At 63.0% G+C, this 17,941-nt stretch carries 17 protein-coding genes; 14 read left to right on the forward strand and 3 right to left on the reverse strand.

The window, feature by feature from the left end:
* Nucleotides 1-3: 3 nt before the first annotated feature.
* Both CUJ90_RS25535 and CUJ90_RS25540 read left to right on the forward strand, forming a co-directional pair.
* The gene (locus CUJ90_RS25535; RefSeq protein WP_114164154.1) at nt 4-1,656 is read left to right on the forward strand and encodes an AMP-binding protein; all 1,653 of its coding nucleotides are present in this window, start codon (nt 4-6) and stop codon (nt 1,654-1,656) included.
* Nucleotides 1,657-1,847: 191 nt separating this feature from the next.
* Nucleotides 1,848-2,801 (forward strand): NADPH:quinone oxidoreductase family protein, encoded by a 954-nt coding sequence (locus CUJ90_RS25540; protein WP_244220036.1) that lies wholly within the window; start codon nt 1,848-1,850, stop codon nt 2,799-2,801.
* 96 nt (nt 2,802-2,897) lie between these two features.
* Here CUJ90_RS25540 and CUJ90_RS25545 read toward each other — a convergent pair whose 3' ends face one another.
* On the reverse strand, nt 2,898-3,686 hold the full coding sequence (locus tag CUJ90_RS25545; protein WP_114164156.1) for an SDR family NAD(P)-dependent oxidoreductase: 789 nt from the start codon (nt 3,684-3,686) through the stop codon (nt 2,898-2,900).
* Between the two features lie 67 nt (nt 3,687-3,753).
* On the reverse strand, nt 3,754-4,848 hold the full coding sequence (locus CUJ90_RS25550) for an alkene reductase (protein ID WP_114164157.1): 1,095 nt from the start codon (nt 4,846-4,848) through the stop codon (nt 3,754-3,756).
* A gap of 228 nt (nt 4,849-5,076) precedes the next feature.
* Here CUJ90_RS25550 and CUJ90_RS25555 point away from each other — a divergent pair, with 228 nt between their 5' ends.
* From CUJ90_RS25555 to CUJ90_RS25605, 11 genes are all read left to right on the forward strand, one after another.
* On the forward strand, nt 5,077-5,658 hold the full coding sequence (locus tag CUJ90_RS25555; RefSeq protein WP_073428969.1) for a TetR/AcrR family transcriptional regulator: 582 nt from the start codon (nt 5,077-5,079) through the stop codon (nt 5,656-5,658).
* 361 nt (nt 5,659-6,019) lie between these two features.
* The gene (locus tag CUJ90_RS25560; protein ID WP_114164158.1) at nt 6,020-7,051 is read left to right on the forward strand and encodes an ABC transporter permease; all 1,032 of its coding nucleotides are present in this window, start codon (nt 6,020-6,022) and stop codon (nt 7,049-7,051) included.
* Nucleotides 7,045-7,878, forward strand: a complete 834-nt coding sequence (locus CUJ90_RS25565) for an ABC transporter ATP-binding protein (RefSeq protein ID WP_114164159.1) — start codon at nt 7,045-7,047, stop codon at nt 7,876-7,878. Before CUJ90_RS25560 ends, CUJ90_RS25565 begins: the two co-directional genes overlap by 7 nt.
* Before the next feature lie 43 nt (nt 7,879-7,921).
* On the forward strand, nt 7,922-8,965 hold the full coding sequence (locus CUJ90_RS25570; RefSeq protein ID WP_114164160.1) for an ABC transporter substrate-binding protein: 1,044 nt from the start codon (nt 7,922-7,924) through the stop codon (nt 8,963-8,965).
* 161 nt (nt 8,966-9,126) lie between these two features.
* Nucleotides 9,127-10,134, forward strand: a complete 1,008-nt coding sequence (locus CUJ90_RS25575; protein ID WP_412534861.1) for an aliphatic sulfonate ABC transporter substrate-binding protein — start codon at nt 9,127-9,129, stop codon at nt 10,132-10,134.
* 205 nt (nt 10,135-10,339) lie between these two features.
* On the forward strand, nt 10,340-10,612 hold the full coding sequence (locus CUJ90_RS25580) for a hypothetical protein (protein ID WP_073428965.1): 273 nt from the start codon (nt 10,340-10,342) through the stop codon (nt 10,610-10,612).
* Nucleotides 10,613-10,719: 107 nt separating this feature from the next.
* Nucleotides 10,720-11,808: a TIGR03118 family protein gene (locus CUJ90_RS25585; protein WP_073428964.1), complete on the forward strand. Its 1,089-nt coding sequence runs from the start codon at nt 10,720-10,722 to the stop codon at nt 11,806-11,808.
* A 240-nt stretch (nt 11,809-12,048) separates the two neighbouring features.
* Complete coding sequence (locus CUJ90_RS25590; protein WP_073428963.1) at nt 12,049-12,603, forward strand: YcbK family protein; 555 nt, start codon at nt 12,049-12,051, stop codon at nt 12,601-12,603.
* A 162-nt stretch (nt 12,604-12,765) separates the two neighbouring features.
* Nucleotides 12,766-13,353 (forward strand): DUF1007 family protein, encoded by a 588-nt coding sequence (locus CUJ90_RS25595; protein ID WP_159442562.1) that lies wholly within the window; start codon nt 12,766-12,768, stop codon nt 13,351-13,353.
* Nucleotides 13,354-13,547: 194 nt separating this feature from the next.
* Entirely contained in the window at nt 13,548-14,471 is a 924-nt protein-coding gene (locus tag CUJ90_RS25600; protein ID WP_161553722.1) for a nickel/cobalt transporter, read from the forward strand.
* 62 nt (nt 14,472-14,533) lie between these two features.
* Nucleotides 14,534-15,133 carry a DUF1007 family protein gene (locus CUJ90_RS25605; protein ID WP_114164161.1) on the forward strand — a complete coding sequence of 200 codons (600 nt, stop codon included), beginning with the start codon at nt 14,534-14,536 and terminating at the stop codon, nt 15,131-15,133.
* On the opposite strand, the gene CUJ90_RS25610 is transcribed toward CUJ90_RS25605, so the two are convergent.
* Nucleotides 15,134-15,805, reverse strand: coding sequence for a response regulator (locus CUJ90_RS25610; protein WP_073428959.1), 672 nt, complete (start codon nt 15,803-15,805; stop codon nt 15,134-15,136).
* A gap of 432 nt (nt 15,806-16,237) precedes the next feature.
* On the opposite strand from CUJ90_RS25610, the gene CUJ90_RS25615 reads away from it, so the two are divergent.
* A complete protein-coding gene (locus CUJ90_RS25615; RefSeq protein WP_073428958.1) occupies nt 16,238-17,365 on the forward strand; it encodes a porin in 1,128 nt (375 codons plus the stop codon).
* Nucleotides 17,366-17,941: the final 576 nt, after the last annotated feature.

The raw sequence follows: 17,941 nt of genomic DNA on the forward strand, positions 1-17,941 counted from the left end.
GTCATGAGTGCAACGGCCTATTCTCGAGGACTCGAGAAGAACGCGGCAAACCACGTTCCATTGACGCCACTGACCTTCCTCGATCGAACCGCCGACGTCTATCCGGATCGAACCGCGATCGTTCATGGCGGCTTCCGGCAGACGTGGGCGAGAACGCGCGAGCGTTGCTATCGCCTCGCGTCGGCGCTCGTTCAGTTGGGGATCGAACCGGGCGATACGGTGTCGATCATCGCGCCGAACACGCCGGCCATGCTCGAGGCACACTTCGGCGTGCCTCTCTCGGGGGCTGTGCTCAACGCCATCAATTGCCGCCTCGATGCCGACGGTGTTGCATTCATTCTGCGCCACGGAGAATGCAAGCTTCTGCTGGTGGACCGCGAACTGGCTCCGCTGGTCGAGAAAGCATTGCAGTCGGTTCCCAATCCGCCGCGTGTGATCGACATCAACGATCACGAAGCGCCTGACGGCCCCGCCATCGGGGAAACTGATTATGAGTCGCTGCTGGCGAGCGGTGATCCGGCATTTGCGGGCCGCCGTCCGCTCGACGAGTGGACGCCCATTGCATTGAACTACACCTCAGGCACAACCGGCGATCCGAAAGGCGTCGTTCCGAGCCACCGCGGCACCTATCTGATGAGCCTGTTGCAGATGACGAACTGGCCGCTCCCGCGTGCGCCGATTTACCTGTGGACGCTTCCCATGTTCCACGCGAACGGCTGGTGCTTCACATGGGCGATTACTGCGGCGGCGGGAACGCACGTCTGTTTGCGCAAGGTGAATGCCGCGAATATTCTCACCGCCATCGCCGAGCACGGGGTCGATCATTTTTGTGCGGCGCCGATCGTGCTCTCAGGCATCGCGAGCATGCCTCAATCGGAACGGCAGCCGCTGCCGCGTCGGGTGCGCGTCCTTACCGCCGGCTCGCCGGCGCCGGCAGCGGTTCTGGAGGCCGTGGGCGCGATGGGATTCGACGTCGACCATGTCTTTGGAATTACCGAGATCTCCGGCACGCCCATCAGCTGTGCCTGGCACGACGAGTGGGATACGTTGTCGCCGGAGCAACAAGGGAAACTGAAAGCGCGGCAAGGGGTACGCGCGGCGGCGTTCGAGAAAATGTCGGTCGCCGATCTCGCGACGCTCGAACCGGTGCCCGCCGATAGCAAGTCTTGCGGTGAAGTTCTGGTCCGGGGGAATACGGTGATGATGGGATACTTCAAGAATGCCGACGCAACGGCGAAAGCTTTCGCCGGCGGTTGGTTCCATACCGGCGATCTTGCTGTCGTTCATTCCGATGGCTATATCCAGATCACCGACCGCTCCAAGGACGTCATCATCTCGGGTGGAGAGAACATTTCGTCCGTCGAGGTGGAGGAGGTCATTTATCGCATCTCGGGCGTCCTGAACGCGGCCGTGGTCGCGCAGCCGGATGACAAATGGGGCGAGACGCCTTGTGCGTTTATCGAACTGAAGCCGGATGCCTCCCACATCACGGAGCAGGATGTCATCTTGTTCTGCCGGGAGCGACTGGCGCATTTCAAATGCCCGCGTCGCGTGATTTTCGGGGAATTGCCCAAGACCGCTACCGGGAAGATCCAGAAGTTTCGTCTGCGCGAGCAAGCGGGCAGCCGGGTAGCGATCACGAGGCTGGCGGGATGAAGCTGTGGGTCCGCTGAGCGCGCCATGCGCTGTAAAGTGCGACTACGGTCGGTCGAGTGCGGCCGTATTCGCGCGTATCGGTGCGGCGTATCGGTGCGGCGTATTGGTGCGCGCGCTGGTCATGATGTTCGAGAGGGAGGTAAAGCGTGCAAAGCTTCTCAGGAACAGCGTTCGATCTCGGCTCCTATGCGTTGGTCGATGAGCCGTTGCCAGAGCCCGAACACGGCCAACTGCGGATTCGCATCGAAGCAACGGCTCTTGGTTTCGTCGACGGGCTGATGATGCAAGGCCGCTATCAGATCAAGCCGCGCTTGCCTTACGTGCCGGGCGGAGAAATTGCCGGCGTGGTCGACGCCGTCGGTTCGGGCGTGACGGGGCAACTTGTCGGTGATCGCGTCGTCACGTGGCAGCTTGGCGGAGGCCTGGCGGAATACGTGGTGGTCGACGCCGCCGACGTGGACGTTGTCCCCGGCGAGCTGCCGATGCCCGTTGCCGCAGCCATGCTGGTGGACTATCAGACGGCACACTATGCGTTGTTCGATCAGGGACGGTTGACGGCCGCCGATACGTTGCTCGTGCTTGGCGCGGGTGGTGCGGTGTCGTCCGCCGCGATTCAGCTTGCCGTGCATGCCGGGGCGCGCGTGATCGCGGCGGCGTCGAGCGAGTTCAAGCGTCAAGCCGCATGCGAGCTGGGTGCAGTGGCTGCGATCGACTACAGCCTTCCGGATTGGCGGGAGGCGCTCAAGCGAGTCGCGCCGGAAGGCGTCGATGTCGTGCTCGACCCGGTCGGCGCAAACATGCTGGAGCCGGCGTTCCGCTCCCTGGCCAAAGGCGGCCGCTATCTCGTGATCGGGTTTGCGGGTGGCGCCATTCCGTCGCTTCCGGTCAACCTGGCGCTTCTCAAGAACGCGACCTTGCATGGCGTCGATATACGGTACTTCCTGGCCAACCGGCCGGAACAGGCGCGGCGTGTACGCACCGCGCTGTTCTCGATGGTTGCCCGCGGCCACCTTCGGCCGCCTGCGACCATCACTTTCGCTCTCGCAAATGCAAGAGACGCTGTGCTGGCAACATTCGACCGCGGCAGGCGCGGGAAAATCGTCGTGCTTCCCGGCGCGGCCGTCGGTGCGAGCGACGCTGGCTGACGCATGCCGCTCGATGCCGGGGGTTTGTTCACCGAGCGCCAGTGACCTGAACCGAACGGGGGCCGGGATGATTCATCGCCCTATCGGCGGACAGCATCACTGAGTTGCCCGATAACGCTCCGCAGCCTCTCCCTGACGGATGTCGGAGAGCAAAACCTGGCGTGCGGAGTCGAGCGCGTCCCAACGCTCGGCGACGTGAAGCGGCGGTATCGTGACCAATTCGCGGCGGTCGAAACCGACCAACGCCGCGTCGACCAGTTCACCCACTTCCATGACTTCGGGCAGCGTGTTGATGTCGATGCCGGCGCGCTCCCATATCTCGGTGCGCGTGGCCGCCGGCAACACGGCTTGAACATAAACGCCCTTGGGCGCCAGTTCCAGGCTCATGCCCTGCGACAGGAACAGCACGTACGCCTTGGTCGCGCCGTAGACCGACATGCCGAACTCCGGCGCGAGACCGACCACCGAGCCGATGTTGACGATCGCGCCTTCGCCGGCCTGCGCGAGGCGCGGGGCGATGGCGGCCGCAAGCCGCGTCAGGGCGGTGATATTGAGCGTCACCAGACGGTCGATGGCGTCGGCGGTCTGCTCGACGAAGCCGCCTGATTGAGCGAGGCCGGCATTGTTGATCAGGATGCGGATACCGGCGTCTTCGCGCAGACGGGATTCGACCGCAGCCAGATCGGACGGCTGCGTCAGGTCGGCCCGGAGCACCTCGACGTCGATTTTCGTTTCGTCGCGCAGGCGGGCAGCCAGTGCATCCAGCCGCGCCTTGTCGCGCGCGACGAGAACGAGAGGATGGCCGCGGCGCGCGAGGCGCTCGGCATAGATCGCGCCGATGCCGGAGGAGGCGCCGGTAATGAGGACAGTGGGGAGGGTGTTCATCTTGTCGGTTCCGTGGGTTGGGTGTGGACCGTCGCCGCCCAGCAATCGGGGCGGCCGTGCCGGTTGATTAACTAGTGCTGGCTTCGGCCAGCGTGGGGTAGTCGATATAGCCTTCGGCGCCGCCGCCGTAGAGTGTGGCCGGGTTCAACGTCGCCAGCGGCGCGCCGGCTTTAAGGCGCCCCACCAGATCCGGATTGCCGATGAACGGGCGGCCAAAGGCGAACAGATCGGCCTTGCCGTCATTGAGGCTGGCGGTGGCGAGGCCGAGGTCGTAGCCGTTGTTGGCGAGATAAGTCTGCTTGAAGCGGCTGCGCAGTGCGGCGTAGTCGAACGGCGCCACGTCGCGTGGGCCGCCGGTGGCCCCCTCGACGACATGCAGGTAGACGACGCCGAGCGCGCTGAGCTGCTCGACGATGTAGTCGTACTGTGGCTGCGGGTCACTGCAGGCGATGCCGTTGGCTGGCGACACCGGCGAGATGCGCACGCCCGTGCGGTCGGCGCCGATTTGCTGAACGACTGCGGCAGTGACTTCCAATAGAAGGCGCGCACGGTTCTCGATGGAACCGCCGTATGCGTCGGTGCGGTGATTCGCCCCGTCCTTGATGAACTGCTCCAGCAGATAGCCGTTGGCGCCGTGAATCTCGACGCCGTCGAAGCCCGCCTCGATCGCGTTGGCTGCGGCCTGGCGGAAGTCGTTCACGATGCCTGGCAGTTCGTCCAGTTGCAGCGCCCGCGGCTCGGAGACATCGGCAAAGCCGTTGTTGACGAAGGTCTTGGTCTCGGCGCGGATGGCCGAGGGCGCGACCGGCGCGGCGCCATCCGGCTGCAGATCGACGTGCGAGATGCGGCCGACATGCCACAACTGCACGAAGATGCGGCCGCCCTGGGCGTGGACCGCCTCGGTGACCTTGCGCCAGCCGTCGATCTGATGCTGGGTGTACAGGCCTGGGGTGTCCTGATAGCCCTGGGCCTGAGCGGAGACTTGGGTGGCCTCGGTGATGATCAGGCCCGCCGAGGCGCGCTGGGCATAGTAGGTGGCGGTCAGATCGGTGGGCACCAGCCCCTGGCCCGCACGATTGCGCGTCAACGGGGCCATGACGATACGGTTGGACAGCGTCAGCGCACCGAGAGTGCAGGAATCGAAGAGCGACTTGTGGGTCATGTCGTGCCTATAGCGTGGATGTCTGGAGAACCCGGGGCGCGGGATGCGCGCACATGTGAGCGCCGGAGTCGTTCTTCCGGCGCCGATAAACGAATGCATCGCCATTCCGATGCGATTCGCTTAATGATGATGCTCGTAATCAAAAATGTCAACGTCTTTGATGATGAGCGACATCAATGTATAGTGAGGACTTTAGCGTGGCGTTAGCCGAAGAGAGAGGCCCTGAACATGAAGGTCACTAAAGCGCAGGCGCAGGCGAACCGGGCGCACATCGTCGAGACCGCTTCGACGCTGTTTCGTGAGCGGGGCTACGACGGGGTGGGCGTGGCGGATTTGATGGCGGCCGCCGGCTTCACCCACGGCGGCTTCTATAAGCACTTCGGCTCCAAGGCCGACCTGATGGCGGAGGCCGCGGCCTGTGGTTTTTCGCAGTCGGCGGCCAAAACCGCGGGCGCCGACATTGCCGCGTTCATCAAGCAGTATTTGTCGCGAGAGCACCGTGACGATGCTGGCACCGGCTGCACGATGGCGGCGTTATCCGCGGACGCCGCGCGTCAGCCGAAGCAGGTCAAGCAAGCCTTTGCCGATGGTATTGAACGGCTGCTGGCGAGTTTTGAAAACGAACATGGCGCCAGGAAGGTGGCGGCTCGGCGAGAAGCGCGAGCGAGAGCAATCGACGCGATTGCGCAGGTCGTGGGCGCGGTCATGCTCTCACGAGCCTGTCCCGATGACTCGCCTCTGGCGGACGAAATTCTCGATGCCTGTCAGTCAGCAGCGCTTTCACGCCTGTGCGCGCCGAAGAAACCCTAGCGCGGTCGCAAGTCGGCAGCCGTGGTCGCTCAGCCGCGCTCCGTTAGAACGGCCTGCAGGTTTGCGGTAAAGCGGAAACCCCGCTTCGAATGATGCGCGTGCCGACCGAAGCACTCAACGAGACGTATGCCGCCGGCTCACAGGCCGTCGGCTCTCACGTTAAGTTCGCCGGTGCTCGAATCCAACCAATCATTGCACATAAGAAAATCAGCGGACGTTCGAATCCTGCTGCTCGCGCAGCGCGAAAAAGGCGCAAACGCGATTGCCGATTTGCATAGTCGAATTCGTCGTTTTGCACGCAGGAACGGCATGGCTACCATGCAAGGCTTCAGCCAAACCGGCAAGGAGGCCGCAGCCTTTTATGTCCACCCAGTCCGATTCGATCGCGGCGCGAGGCGAGGCCGGCGATACGGCTTCACGCGACGTCATCCGCGCCACCCTGATAGCCGGGCTCGCCGCGTTAGCCTGGTTGACCAGCGCGGCGCTGACCGAGTGGTGGCCGAGTCTCGACGACTGGCCGTACACGAACGAATTCATCGCGCTCAAACTGCTGCTCGCGGCATTCGCGGCGGCAACCGCGATCGCGGGATGGCGCGGTCCTTCCGCGACGGCGGCCACGCCCACGCGCATCGGCGCATGGCTTCGCGCGATGCCGTGGCTGCTCGCGCTGGCGCTCGGCGTGAGCGCATGGGAAGCCGTCACGGCGCAACTCGAATGGCTGCCGCGGCCGTTCTTCGCGCCGCCGCAAGCGCTGATCGGCGTGTATGCCGAGGACTATCCGCGGCTCGGCACGAGCGTCGTGCATTCGTTCGGTTTGCTCGCCTACGGCTATGTGCTCGGCGCGGCCGCGGGCTTCGTGACGGGCGTGAGCATCGGCTGGTCGCAGGCGGTGAGTTACTGGGTGCATCCGGTGCTGCGTCTGATCGGTCCGTTGCCGGCCACCGCATGGCTGCCGCTGGCGTTCTTCTTCTTTCCATCGAGCTTTAGCGCGAGCGTGTTCCTGATCGCGCTGGCGACCGCGTTCCCGGTCGCGGTGCTGACCTGGTCGGGCGTGGCCGGGGTGAATCCGGCTTATTACGACATCGCGCGCACGCTCGGCGCGAGACCCGCTTTTCTGATTCTGCGCGTGGCGATTCCGGCCGCGTTGCCATCGGTGTTCGTCGGTCTGTTCATGGGGCTGGGCGCGTCGTTCTCGGTGCTCATCGTCGCGGAAATGATGGGCGTGAAAGCGGGGCTCGGCTGGTATTTGCAGTGGGCTCAGGGCTGGGCCGCGTATTCGAATATGTATGCCGCGCTACTGGTGATGGCGCTGATGTGTTCCGGCCTGATCACGTTGCTGTTCCGTCTGCGTGACCGCTTGCTGGCCTGGCAAAAAGGATTGCTCAAATGGTAGCCGTAGCCGAAGCATTGAATCGGTCCGCCGCTGTCGCGGCTCCGCTCTCCGGCGGCGCGCGCATCGACGTGCGCCACGTCAGTCATCAATTCGCGTTGCGCGGCGCGGCGTTGCCGGTGCTGCACGATGTCAGCTTCACCGTGGAGCCGGGCGAGTTCGTCGCGCTGCTCGGCCCGAGCGGTTGCGGCAAGTCCACCTTGCTGCGGCTCGTGGCCGGACTCGATACGCCGACCCAAGGCAGCGTGCAGGCCGACGGCGCGGCGATCACGGGACCCGATCCGTCGCGCGTGGTGGTGTTCCAGGACCCCACGTTGTACCCGTGGCGCAAGGTACGCGGCAACGTGGGGATCGGTCCGCAGGCACAACGCGCACGCTTTGCATGGCGCGGCGGCGCGCAGGAAGAACAGGCGCAACGGCGCATCGACGCCGCGCTCGAACTGGTCGGTCTCAGCGATTTCGCCGAGGCGTTTCCGCATCAACTGTCGGGCGGCATGGCGCAGCGGGTCGCGCTGGCGCGCGCGCTCGTCAACGATCCGGCGCTGCTGGTGCTGGACGAGCCGTTCGGCAAGCTCGACTCTCTCACGCGCATCCGCATGCAAGGTGAACTGGCGCGGCTCTGGCAGGACGCTCGTTTTTCCGTACTGCTGGTGACGCACGACGTGGAAGAAGCGCTGCTGCTCGCCGCTCGCGTGATCGTCTTCAGCGAGCGGCCGGCGCGTGTGATTGCCGAAGTGCGCAACGACGCGCCGTATCCGCGCCACCGCGACGATCCGAAACTGGTGGCGCTGCGCCGCGAGGTGCTCGCGCAACTCGGACTCGACACCTGAACGGCTACCACAATCGATAAACGACCAGAGGAACAACCCGACCATGAACCACCCCTACGATCGATCTCCGCTCAGTCCGGCCCGCCGCGCATGGTTGCGCAACACGGCCTGGCGCGCGGGCGCGGCGGCACTCGGCGGCGCGTCGCTGAGCCTGTCGAACCCGCTTGCGCTGGCGCAAACGCCGCGGGCTCCGCTCAAGCCGCTCAAGCTCTCGTGGAATGCCGGCGCGATCTGCACCGCGCCGGTGGCCGTCGCGGTGAAGCAGGGCTTTTTCGAGCGGCACGGCTTGCAGGTCGAACTCGTGAACTTCTCGGGCTCCACCGACCAGTTGCTCGAGGCAATCGCGACGGGCAAGTCCGACGCGGGCGTCGGCATGGCGCTGCGCTGGATCAAGCCGCTGGAGCAGGGCTTCGACGTGAAACTCACGGCCGGGATTCATGGCGGCTGCATGCGTTTGCTGGCGACGCGCGCGTCGGGCATCGTGGATCTCGCGGGATTGAAGGGCCGTACGATCGGCGTCAGCGACATGGCGAGCCCGACCAAGAACTTCTTCGCGATCGTGTTGAAGAAGCTCGGCGTCGATCCCGAGCGCGACGTGAACTGGCGTCAGTATCCGGCGAATCTGCTGGGCGAGGCGCTGAAGAAGGGCGAAGTACAGGCCATCGCGGACGGCGATCCGACCATCTGGACGATCCGCGAATCCGATCATCTGCATGAGGTGTCGAACAATCTGTGCGGCGAATACCAGACGCGCTCGTGCTGCGTGCTCGGCGTGCGCGGTTCGCTGGTGCGCAAGGATCGCGCCACCGCGCAGTCGTTGACGCAGGCGTTGCTCGAAGCCACCGAGTGGACCGCCAATCATCCGGACGACGCAGCCGCGATCTTTTCGGCCTACACGCCGTCCGCCGATGTCGGGCAATTGGCTGCTATGCTGAAGAGCCACACCGATCGCCATCATCCGGGAGGCGATGCGTTCAAGAAGGAAATCTCGCTCTATGCCGACGATCTGAAGGCGGTCGGCGTGCTCAACAGCGGAACGGATTCGAATCGTCTGGCGGAGCGGGTGTTCTCGAACGTGCTGGCGTAGCGTCGCGTTTCGAGCGGCATGTTTCATATGCCGCTGTTTGACGTTATGCGTTCCCCTGCTAAGCATAGTTGAAACGCTCGCTTATCCGCGCGGCCCGGCATTGCTACGATCGCAGCTTCATCGTACCCATCAGAGCGGAATTTCGAGCCGTGACATTTTCCATCTTTCGATTGCTCGCGCGAGCGGCGCTGATTTCGCTGCTCGTCGTGGGCGCCGCCCATGCGCAAACCGCCGGCACTGCCGCAACGCCGGTCAAGCTGCGGATCGGCTATCAGAAGTCTTCGACGCTCATCACCATCCTCAAGGCGCGCGGCTCGCTGGAGCAGGCGCTCGCGCCGCTGGGCGTGAGCATTAGCTGGAACGAGTTCGCGAGCGGCTTGCCGCTGACCGAGGCGCTCAACGCGGACGCGGTCGACTTCAGCGCCGACGTGGCCGATACGGTCCCGGTGTTCGCTCAGGCCGCTCACGCAAACTTCGTGTACGTCGCGCAGGAAGCGCCGTCGCCCGGCGCGCAGGCCATCATCGTGAAGCGTGACGGGCCGCTGCATACGCTTGCCGATCTCAAGGGCCGGCGCATCGCGGTGACCAAGGCCGCGGGCAGCCATTACCTGCTGCTCGCCGCGCTCGCCAAGGCGGGTCTCGCACCCGCTGACGCGCGCATCAGCTATCTGACGCCCGCCGACGGACGCGCCGCGTTCGAGCGCGGCAGCGTGGATGCGTGGGTCACCTGGGACCCGTATGTCGCGGCGGTCGATAAAACGCCGGACGTGCGCATTCTCGCAAACGGCGACGGGCTCGCGTCGTATCAGCGGTACTACCTCGCGTCCAGCAGCTTTGCCGCGGCACACCCCGAGGTGATCAGCACCGTGTTCGCGCAGTTGTCGTCGGCGGGAGCCTGGGTTCGCAGCCACCCCGAGGATGCGGCGAAGCTGCTCGCGCCCATCTGGGGCCTGGACGCGGCGACGATCGAGCGTGCGAATGGACGCCGCAGTTATGCGGTGCATGCGGTGGACACGCGGAATTTCGGTGAGCAGCAAAAGATCGCCGACACCTTCTATCGAGCGGGGCTCTTGCCGGCGCCGGTCGAGACGGCCACGGCGCTGCGCTGGAACTTCACCACGAAGCGGGCCGAAGCGGCGGGCGCCGCGGTCACCGCTTCCGGCGGATAGAAGCGCAAGGGAACATAACGCACACGATGCGCTGAGGCGCATCGCACGTCGAGCGATGGAGCGGTGGAGTGTGCCGCGTCGTCAAGCATCCGGCGCGATTAGCGTTCGACAGGTTCTCCGAATAACAATCCACAAAAGCTTGTTTGCGCTCGCGTTTCCGGCTGGCTAGATTCGTTCGCATGGCAATGAATCGACGGAGGCCGCCGTGACCGCACTTTCAGCGACGCTTATCTGGGGCGCGCTTCGACATCCTGTGCGAAGCCTCGCGAAGCACTGGCCGAAGCGAGCGGCCTATACGGTTGCCAAGTCTGAATCATCTTCCGACGTGACAGCCGCGGCCTATCGTTGCCAATTGCCCGAGCGGCCCGAGCGGCCCGAGCGCCTCGAACGCATCGCCGCTTACGCACGCTGCGGCTATTTCCATATGGCGTACATGCCGGGCCTGTTTGTCGTGCCGCTCGAGATTCCGCCGGAGTGACGTGCCATCGGCGGCGGCAGCGTTCGAGCATTTTTCCTTGCTGACGTAACTTTTAGTAAGTTGGGCGGTACTTACGCACGCGACAACTTATTAAAAAGGAAAAACTCATGGCTCTCGTGCGTTCGACGCTATTCAAATTGACCCTATCCGCCGCGCTCGCTGCAAGCCTCGCCGGCTGCGGCGGCGACGGCAATTCCGTTCAACCGGTCGGCTACAAGTCGAGCGTCGTGGTATCGGACGGCGGTGTTCCCGCTTCGAACACCGACGCGAACCTCAAGGACGGCTGGGGGATCGCGTTCAACCCGCAAGGCTTCGTGTGGGTCGCCGACGCGGGCTCGCAAAAGTCCACGCTGTATGACGGCAACGGCGTTCCGCAACAACTGGTCGTTTCGATCCCGGCGGGAACGAACGGCCCGGCAGGACCGACGGGAATCGTGTTCAGCGGGGCGAACAACTTCGCGGTGAGCCAGAACGGCGTGTCGGGAACGAGCGCATTTGTCTTCGCGACGCTCGCGGGCACGATCGCCGCGTGGTCTCCGACAGTCAATCTCACGTCGGCAGTCACCGTCTACGATGACGCGGCCGGCGCAGCCGAGTACACCGGTCTCGCGATCGGCGCCGACAACGGCGCCGGCCGTCTCTACGCTGCCGATTTTCACAACAACAAGATCGACGTGTTCGACAGCGCGTTCAACAAGCTCACGACGAGCGGCCGCTTCGTCGACCCATCGTTGCCCGCCGGTTTCGCACCGTTCGGCATTCAGGCCATCGGCAACAGTCTCTTCGTTGCATACGCGAAGCAGGACAGCAGCGCCAGGAGGTCCGTGCACGCGGCGGGTCAAGGCGTGATCGATGTATATGACATGAGCGGCGCGTTGCAGAAACGTTTCGCAACGGGTGGCGATCTGAACGCACCGTGGGGCATCACGATCGCGCCGTCGAACTTCGGGCCGTTCAGCAACAAGCTGATCGTCGGCAATTTCGGTGACGGCACGCTCCATGCCTTCGATCCGCAGACCGGTGCGGCAGCAGGCGCGTTGACGCAAAGGAGCGGGGCGCCGATCACGATTGCGGGTCTGTGGGGCATCGCCTTCGGCAACGGATTGAACGCTCAACCCACCAATACGCTGTTTTTTGCCGCCGGTCCCAATAGCGGCAGCAACGGCGCTTACGGACGACTCGACGTCGATCAGTAACGCTCGCAAGCATCGGGTTCAAGGTTAGAACCTGGCAGCCGGTCTCGGCGTCGCAGTGCGGGCGCCGGCCGGATCTGAGCTGTTTTGCATAAGCAAACCGACACGCCTAACCTTCGCGGCAAGCACACAAAATTCGCCCGTCCGTTTCGCACAGCGCATTGCGCGCGATACGGTTGGAAGCCTCGACACCCTGTTCAATAACACGGAGGCGTCGATCAGTAGATCGGCGAGCAGAATAAAGTGATTTCGCGGCGGGAATTTGTCAGGAAGTTCGCCTTGGCGGCCTGCGCGGCGCCAGCTTTGGCGCCCTTCGATGCGCGAGCCGACAATGCGGCTAATGCGACGAATGCTGTGCCGACTCTTCTCTGGCTGAGGCGGGGTAGCGAGGAACGGCAGATCGACTATTCGACCGCCGAGGGATATCGCGCGGTTTCCTGGTTGATGCGGGATGTGAAAGCCAACGTGGTCGGCAATCCGGACTGGAGGCTTTTGCAGCAGTGGTCATGGATGCAGGCCTGGCTCGCCGCGTATGGCCATCATGCGCGATTCGACGTCCATTCGGGCCTGCGGACACCGGCCACGAATACTTATTTCGAGGGTAAGCGGGCATCCTTCCATCTGCCTGACAGGAATATGGTTTTTCGCGCAGGCGACTTCAGCACGCCCGCGGCGCCGAGCGAATACATGGGGCGGCTGGCTTACCTTTCGCAACAGGGTGGCGTGGGTTTCTATCAAACGCGTGACTTCATTCACACTGATGTGCGGGGTCGAGTTGTAACGTGGCGCGCCAGGTAGCAATCAAAATCGCGGTTCCCTACCTATGCGTGCACTGCCAGTGGAAAAATGCTGCTACAGTGCCGCGCTATTACTTCGTCATCCCTTCGACGACACATAACGTTCCGACGGATGTTCATGCGCAACCGTGTTGCCCGCTCTCTGCGTGAGCGAGTGCTTCCTTTGATCCATGCGATTGCCGCTGCATGCTGCGCGGCTGCCGCGGCGCCGCTCGCCGCTCACCCGCATGTGTGGATCACTTACGAGAGCGTCGCGCGGATGAATGGCTCATCACTGGACGCCGTGCAGGAGAAATGGACCTTCTCGCAAGGGTTTCCGGTATCGATCGTCGGCGATCTGAAAGATATGCCGAAATCGGGACCGCTCGGCCCGAAGTACATCCGTATCTTCAGGCAGCAGGCGTTTGATTCGCTGAAGGGGGCCGACTATTTCGTGCATGTCTTTATCGACGGCAAGGCCGCGCGTTTCGGCGAGGTCCGCGACTTCGCCGTCTCTATCGAAGGCGGACGGATTGTTTACACGTTTGTGTTGCCGCTCGCGGATAAGGTCGACGTGAAGTTCGCTCAGGTGCAACTCGGCACATGGGACGAAACTTTCTTCGTCGATTTTCAGGCGCCGTCCAGAAACGGGGCGCCCGTCGTCTTCGATGCGACAGCGCAAAAGAACTGCACCGCGCAACCGTTCGAAGACAAGGTTCACACGCTATTCGGCGGCGCGATTTCTCCGCTTTCCACGAGGCTTTCATGCTGATCCCTGACGGGCGCCGCGGTATTCGCCGTGGTGCGTTCGCGCTCATGTTCCTCATGATCACGGTCGTGCAGACCGCGAGTGCTGAGACAGTCGATGTATTTGGCAGGACATCGTCAGGGGCGCCAGGCGCCGCCAATGTACCGGCGCCGATGTCGCACAGAGGCGCTGAGCAGCCTGTCGCGATGCCGGAGCCCGTGCGACGCGCGATTGCGGCAAGTGTCGCGCTGCAAGGCCGCCTGAACGCCCAGCTTCAGGAACAACTCGTCGAGCAGCGCAACGGCGCGAGCATGCTGGCCGCGTGGACCCTCATGCTGCTGTCGTTCGGCTACGGCGTCCTGCATGCGCTCGGACCGGGGCATGGGAAGATAGTCGTGAGCGCGTATCTGATGTCGCATCGCGCTCGCGTTGGGCATGCCATCGCGCTAAGCGTATGGAGCGCCTGCGTGCAGGCGATCTCCGCGATTTGTCTGGTCGGCGGTGCGGCGTGGCTCGCGCGCGAGGGCGTGGGCGGCGTGCTGACGCGAGCGGCGGCGCTGGATCTCGTCAGCTATGTCTCGCTGCTTTGCGTCGGCCTTATCACTGTCTGGTCAATCGTCACGCGTCGCGACTGCTGCGACGAGCGGCGCATCACGCTGATCCCCAAACGTCGCGCGGGCCTGTTTGCAACCAGGCGCGACGATAGCAACCTTCAGCACGGCCGTTACCTTGGTGCAAGTTCGCTGACGAGCCGGCGCGCGCAAGCCTGGACGAATGTCAACGAAAACGCGGGCAACGTCTGGATCGCGCGGCAGATTGTCATGACGGGACTGGCGGTGGGCGTGCGGCCCTGTGTCGGCGCGATCTTTGTACTCATTGCGGCGCTCGCCAACGGCATTTTCATGGTGGGCGTGTTGTCGGCGCTCGCCATGGCCGCAGGGGTTTCGCTAACGGTATTGGCCGTGGGCCTGGCAAGCCTCGGCATCAACCGGGCGGTGTCGAGCCGTAGCCTTGCTCGCAGGCAGGTACTGGAAACGATCCGCACGCGCTTCGCGCTCGCGGGCGCACTGATCATCACGCTGTTCGCTGCATGGCAGGTGTTCGCGTTGCTGTCCGGCTTACAACTGGCTGCGCTCGCCTGAAAATCCGCAGCGCTTGCAGCGCACTCCCCGGTAAAATCCCGGACCTCTAAGCGGAGTAATTCTTGCGGAAACTGCTACCGTCGATCGTGCTGGCTATCTTGACTGCGTCGGCGATGATGTTGGGCCCGGTCGAGGCAGAAGCGCATCCTCACGTCTGGGTGCTGTACGCGCTGAACCTGCAGATGAACCGCGGTTCCGTGACCGCGATCGACGTGGAGTGGATGTTTACGAACGGCTTCCAGGCGCTGCTGCCGATCGACCTCTCCCGCTATCCGAAGAACGGTGTGCTGTCGGCGAAGGACATCGAATCGCTGCGTGCTTCGGCATTCCAGTCGCTCAAGAACGTTGGCTATTTCACGCATGCCTATGTGCAAGGACGCCCGGTTGCGCTTGGCGAGCCGCAACGCTTCAGCATTGCGATGCGCGACGGCAAGCTCGTGTATACGTTCAGGATGATGCTTGCGCAGCCTGTGGACACGACGCGCACGCCACTAGAACTGGGCGTCTGGGACGACGAGTTTTTCGTCGACTTCGAAATGAAAAAGGACGGTGTGAAGCCCGTCGCGGCCAGTGCGGCATGCCGGGTCTTCTATACCCCGGACGCCGATCACGCCGTCTATTACGGCACTTATGCGCCGATGGCCGCGACCGTGGCCTGCTGATCAGGCATCGCGCGTTCGCAAGATATAGCCCAATCCTCGCAAGGTCATGATCTGCGCGGTCGAAACGGACAGATGCTTGCGCAGGCGGTGAATATAAACGTCGATTGCGTCGACGCTCGGCTCATCGTCGAGACTGAATACGTTCTCCATTAGCGTCGCCTTGGATACGGTTTTCCCATGTCTCAGCATCAGCGTTTCGAGAATCGCATGTTCCCGGCGGCGTAATGGCAGCGGTGCGTCGTTATGACGGAATTCGCGGCTATTGAATTGATAGTGCAAATCGCCGCAAACGAGCGACACGTGTCTTTCGGAACACTGCCTTCGCACCAGCGCCTTGATGCGCGCAACGAGCTCGCGCGCATCGAACGGCTTGACGACATAGTCGTCCGCACCGGCTCCAAAGCAGTCGACCTTGTCGTCTATCGATCCATGCGCCGTCAGCATCAGTACAGGGACATTATCGCCGCGCCGTCGCAAACGGGTGAGCAAGTCCTTTCCGCTCATGGCGGGTAAGCGCATGTCGAGCAGCACGACGTCGTAGCTCTGGTTGGCCAATATCGCCTCGGCTCGCTCGGCATCGGGCACGCTGTCCATCACGAAGTTCTCCGCACGCAACAGTTTGACGATCCAATGTGCGAGTTCGGCGTTATCTTCCACGAGCAATAGTTTCATCGCGATGTCCTCAATGGCGCCATGCCGCCCGAGTCGATCGCGCGCGCAAGCTCAGCGTCAATCCAAATCTCCGTTTCATTTCTCGACCTTGATCGCTGAAGATCGCATGCCTCGCGTCCATGGCGCGATTCTATGAGGCCGAACCCTTCTCGATGCTTTCGCATGGCAACGCTTTTCGTACGGGATTTCCATGACGCGGTTTCTTTCATTTAGTAATTGGAATTAATGCTGTCGTTGCGACGCAACCAGAGCCTTGTCACGTCTATCAGTGAAATCACCGAGCGATACAAACGGCGCGGGAAAGGCGGGTGAAGGGTTGGCCTATTTAGGATTGCGCACTGCGATGCCGAGCCGACTATCAGCGGAGCGGCCACACGCAGAGGCCTGAATAAAAAGAGCAGGCTTTCAACGTAGCAATTCGAGGAGACGGACTTGAGGAAAACATACTTCACGCTGGCTGTCGCGGCCACCGTATTCGGGGCGAGCGGCGCGTACGCTCAATCGAGCGTCCAGCTCTATGGTCTGATGGACCTGAGCGTGCCGACTTACCAGTCGCATGCGGACGCGAACGGCAATCATGTCATCGGCATGGGGATCGGCGGCGAACCGTGGTTCAGCGGCAGCCGTTGGGGCCTCAAGGGCGCGGAGGATATCGGCGGCGGCACCAGGATCGTCTTCCGTCTGGAAAGCGAATACGTCGTGGCCAATGGCGAAATGGAAGACCCCGGCCAGATTTTCGATCGCGACGCATGGGTCGGCATTGAAAACGACACGCTCGGCAAGATTACGGCAGGCTTCCAGAATAGCATCGCGCGCGACGCAGCCGCGATCTATGGCGACCCGTACGGCAGCGCGCAGTTGACGACGGAAGAGGGCGGCTGGACGAACGCCAACAACTTCAAGCAGATGATTTTCTACGCGGCCAGCGCGACTGGCACGCGCTATAACAACGGCGTGGCGTGGAAAAAGCTCTTCGGCAATGGCATTTTTGCGAGCGCCGGTTACGCGTTCGGCAATTCGACCAGCTTCGGCGCGAATTCCAACTATCAGGCGGCGCTGGGTTACAACGGCGGCCCGTTCAACGTATCGGGCTTCTACAGTCACGTGAACCGTGCCGGCATAACGAATCAGTCGTTTTCGGTGGGCGGCAACTACACGTTCGGTATTCTGCGCGCCAATGCCGGCTACTTCCGCTATCTCGGCAATCAGGCCGCGCTGGGTCAGCGCCAGGACAACGCATGGACCGCGTCGCTCAAGCTGTCGCCGAAGGGGCCGCTCGATTACGAGCTTGGCTATCAGCAGATGCGCGTGAAAAACGCCGCGTACAACGCCGACGGCGATATTCCGAACGCGAACATCGGCGCCTTCGACCCGAGTTCGGGCTTGCATAACGGTTACAAGGAAACGCTGTACTGGTCCGCGTTCTATCATCTGTCCAGGCGCACGGAGGTGTACCTGGCCGGCGACTATATGAGGCTGCATGGCGGCTATACGGTCGGCGGCACGTTCGGCGCGTCGAACCAGGTTGAGTTGACCACGGGGGTTCGGACACGCTTCTGATCAGGCTTCGCGCGGCGGTGCCGGCGTAGCGTTTCGCTACCTTCGCCAACTCTTCGTCGCGCGAGCGGAAAAGGAAAGACCCGTCCGTCATTGTCATCATCAGACGAAAAAGGCTGGGCGTCCGCTCAGCCCCGGCGGAACCCCGACGCTACCGACACTCGAGGCAGAGTAAGGGTCCCGAATCCCAACTGCTGCCTAACGAGGTGAATGATGAGTCTGCAAATCAGTCCGACCAAGGTCGTCCCCACATCGGAGAACTGGCATTCCAGTGCTTCGAGATCCGGCGGCGCCGGTAACCAGGGGATCGAAGCGATCCTCCAGAAAATTTTGCGCCTTCTCCAGCAATTGGCATCGAATCAGAATGGTGGCAGCCAGTCGGGCGAATCCAATGGAGGCGGAAGCAAGGGGCATCATTCGCACGCATCGCACCACGAACACAAACATGCTCGCGATGCCAATCAGGACGACGCAAGCTCGGGCGACAACGGCAATCGGACGTCCGCGAATAACGGCGCCGCGAATGATCCGAACACCCATTCGAGCAAATCGTCAGCCTCACCAACCGACAACGCGCAC

It is taken from the genome of Paraburkholderia terricola (assembly GCF_003330825.1).
In the GTDB taxonomy this organism is placed as follows: Bacteria; Pseudomonadota; Gammaproteobacteria; order Burkholderiales; family Burkholderiaceae; genus Paraburkholderia; species Paraburkholderia terricola.

Bases quoted from the DNA above. Each gene is read 5' to 3' on its own strand.
- CUJ90_RS25535 (WP_114164154.1), top strand. From the start codon at position 4: ATGAGTGCAACGGCCTATTCTCGAGGACTCGAGAAGAACGCGGCAAAC.
- CUJ90_RS25545 (WP_114164156.1), bottom strand. From the start codon at position 3,686: ATGAACACCCTCCCCACTGTCCTCATTACCGGCGCCTCCTCCGGCATC.
- CUJ90_RS25550 (WP_114164157.1), bottom strand. From the start codon at position 4,848: ATGACCCACAAGTCGCTCTTCGATTCCTGCACTCTCGGTGCGCTGACG.
- CUJ90_RS25555 (WP_073428969.1), top strand. From the start codon at position 5,077: ATGAAGGTCACTAAAGCGCAGGCGCAGGCGAACCGGGCGCACATCGTC.
- CUJ90_RS25560 (WP_114164158.1), top strand. From the start codon at position 6,020: ATGTCCACCCAGTCCGATTCGATCGCGGCGCGAGGCGAGGCCGGCGAT.
- CUJ90_RS25565 (WP_114164159.1), top strand. From the start codon at position 7,045: ATGGTAGCCGTAGCCGAAGCATTGAATCGGTCCGCCGCTGTCGCGGCT.
- CUJ90_RS25570 (WP_114164160.1), top strand. From the start codon at position 7,922: ATGAACCACCCCTACGATCGATCTCCGCTCAGTCCGGCCCGCCGCGCA.
- CUJ90_RS25585 (WP_073428964.1), top strand. From the start codon at position 10,720: ATGGCTCTCGTGCGTTCGACGCTATTCAAATTGACCCTATCCGCCGCG.
- CUJ90_RS25610 (WP_073428959.1), bottom strand. From the start codon at position 15,805: ATGAAACTATTGCTCGTGGAAGATAACGCCGAACTCGCACATTGGATC.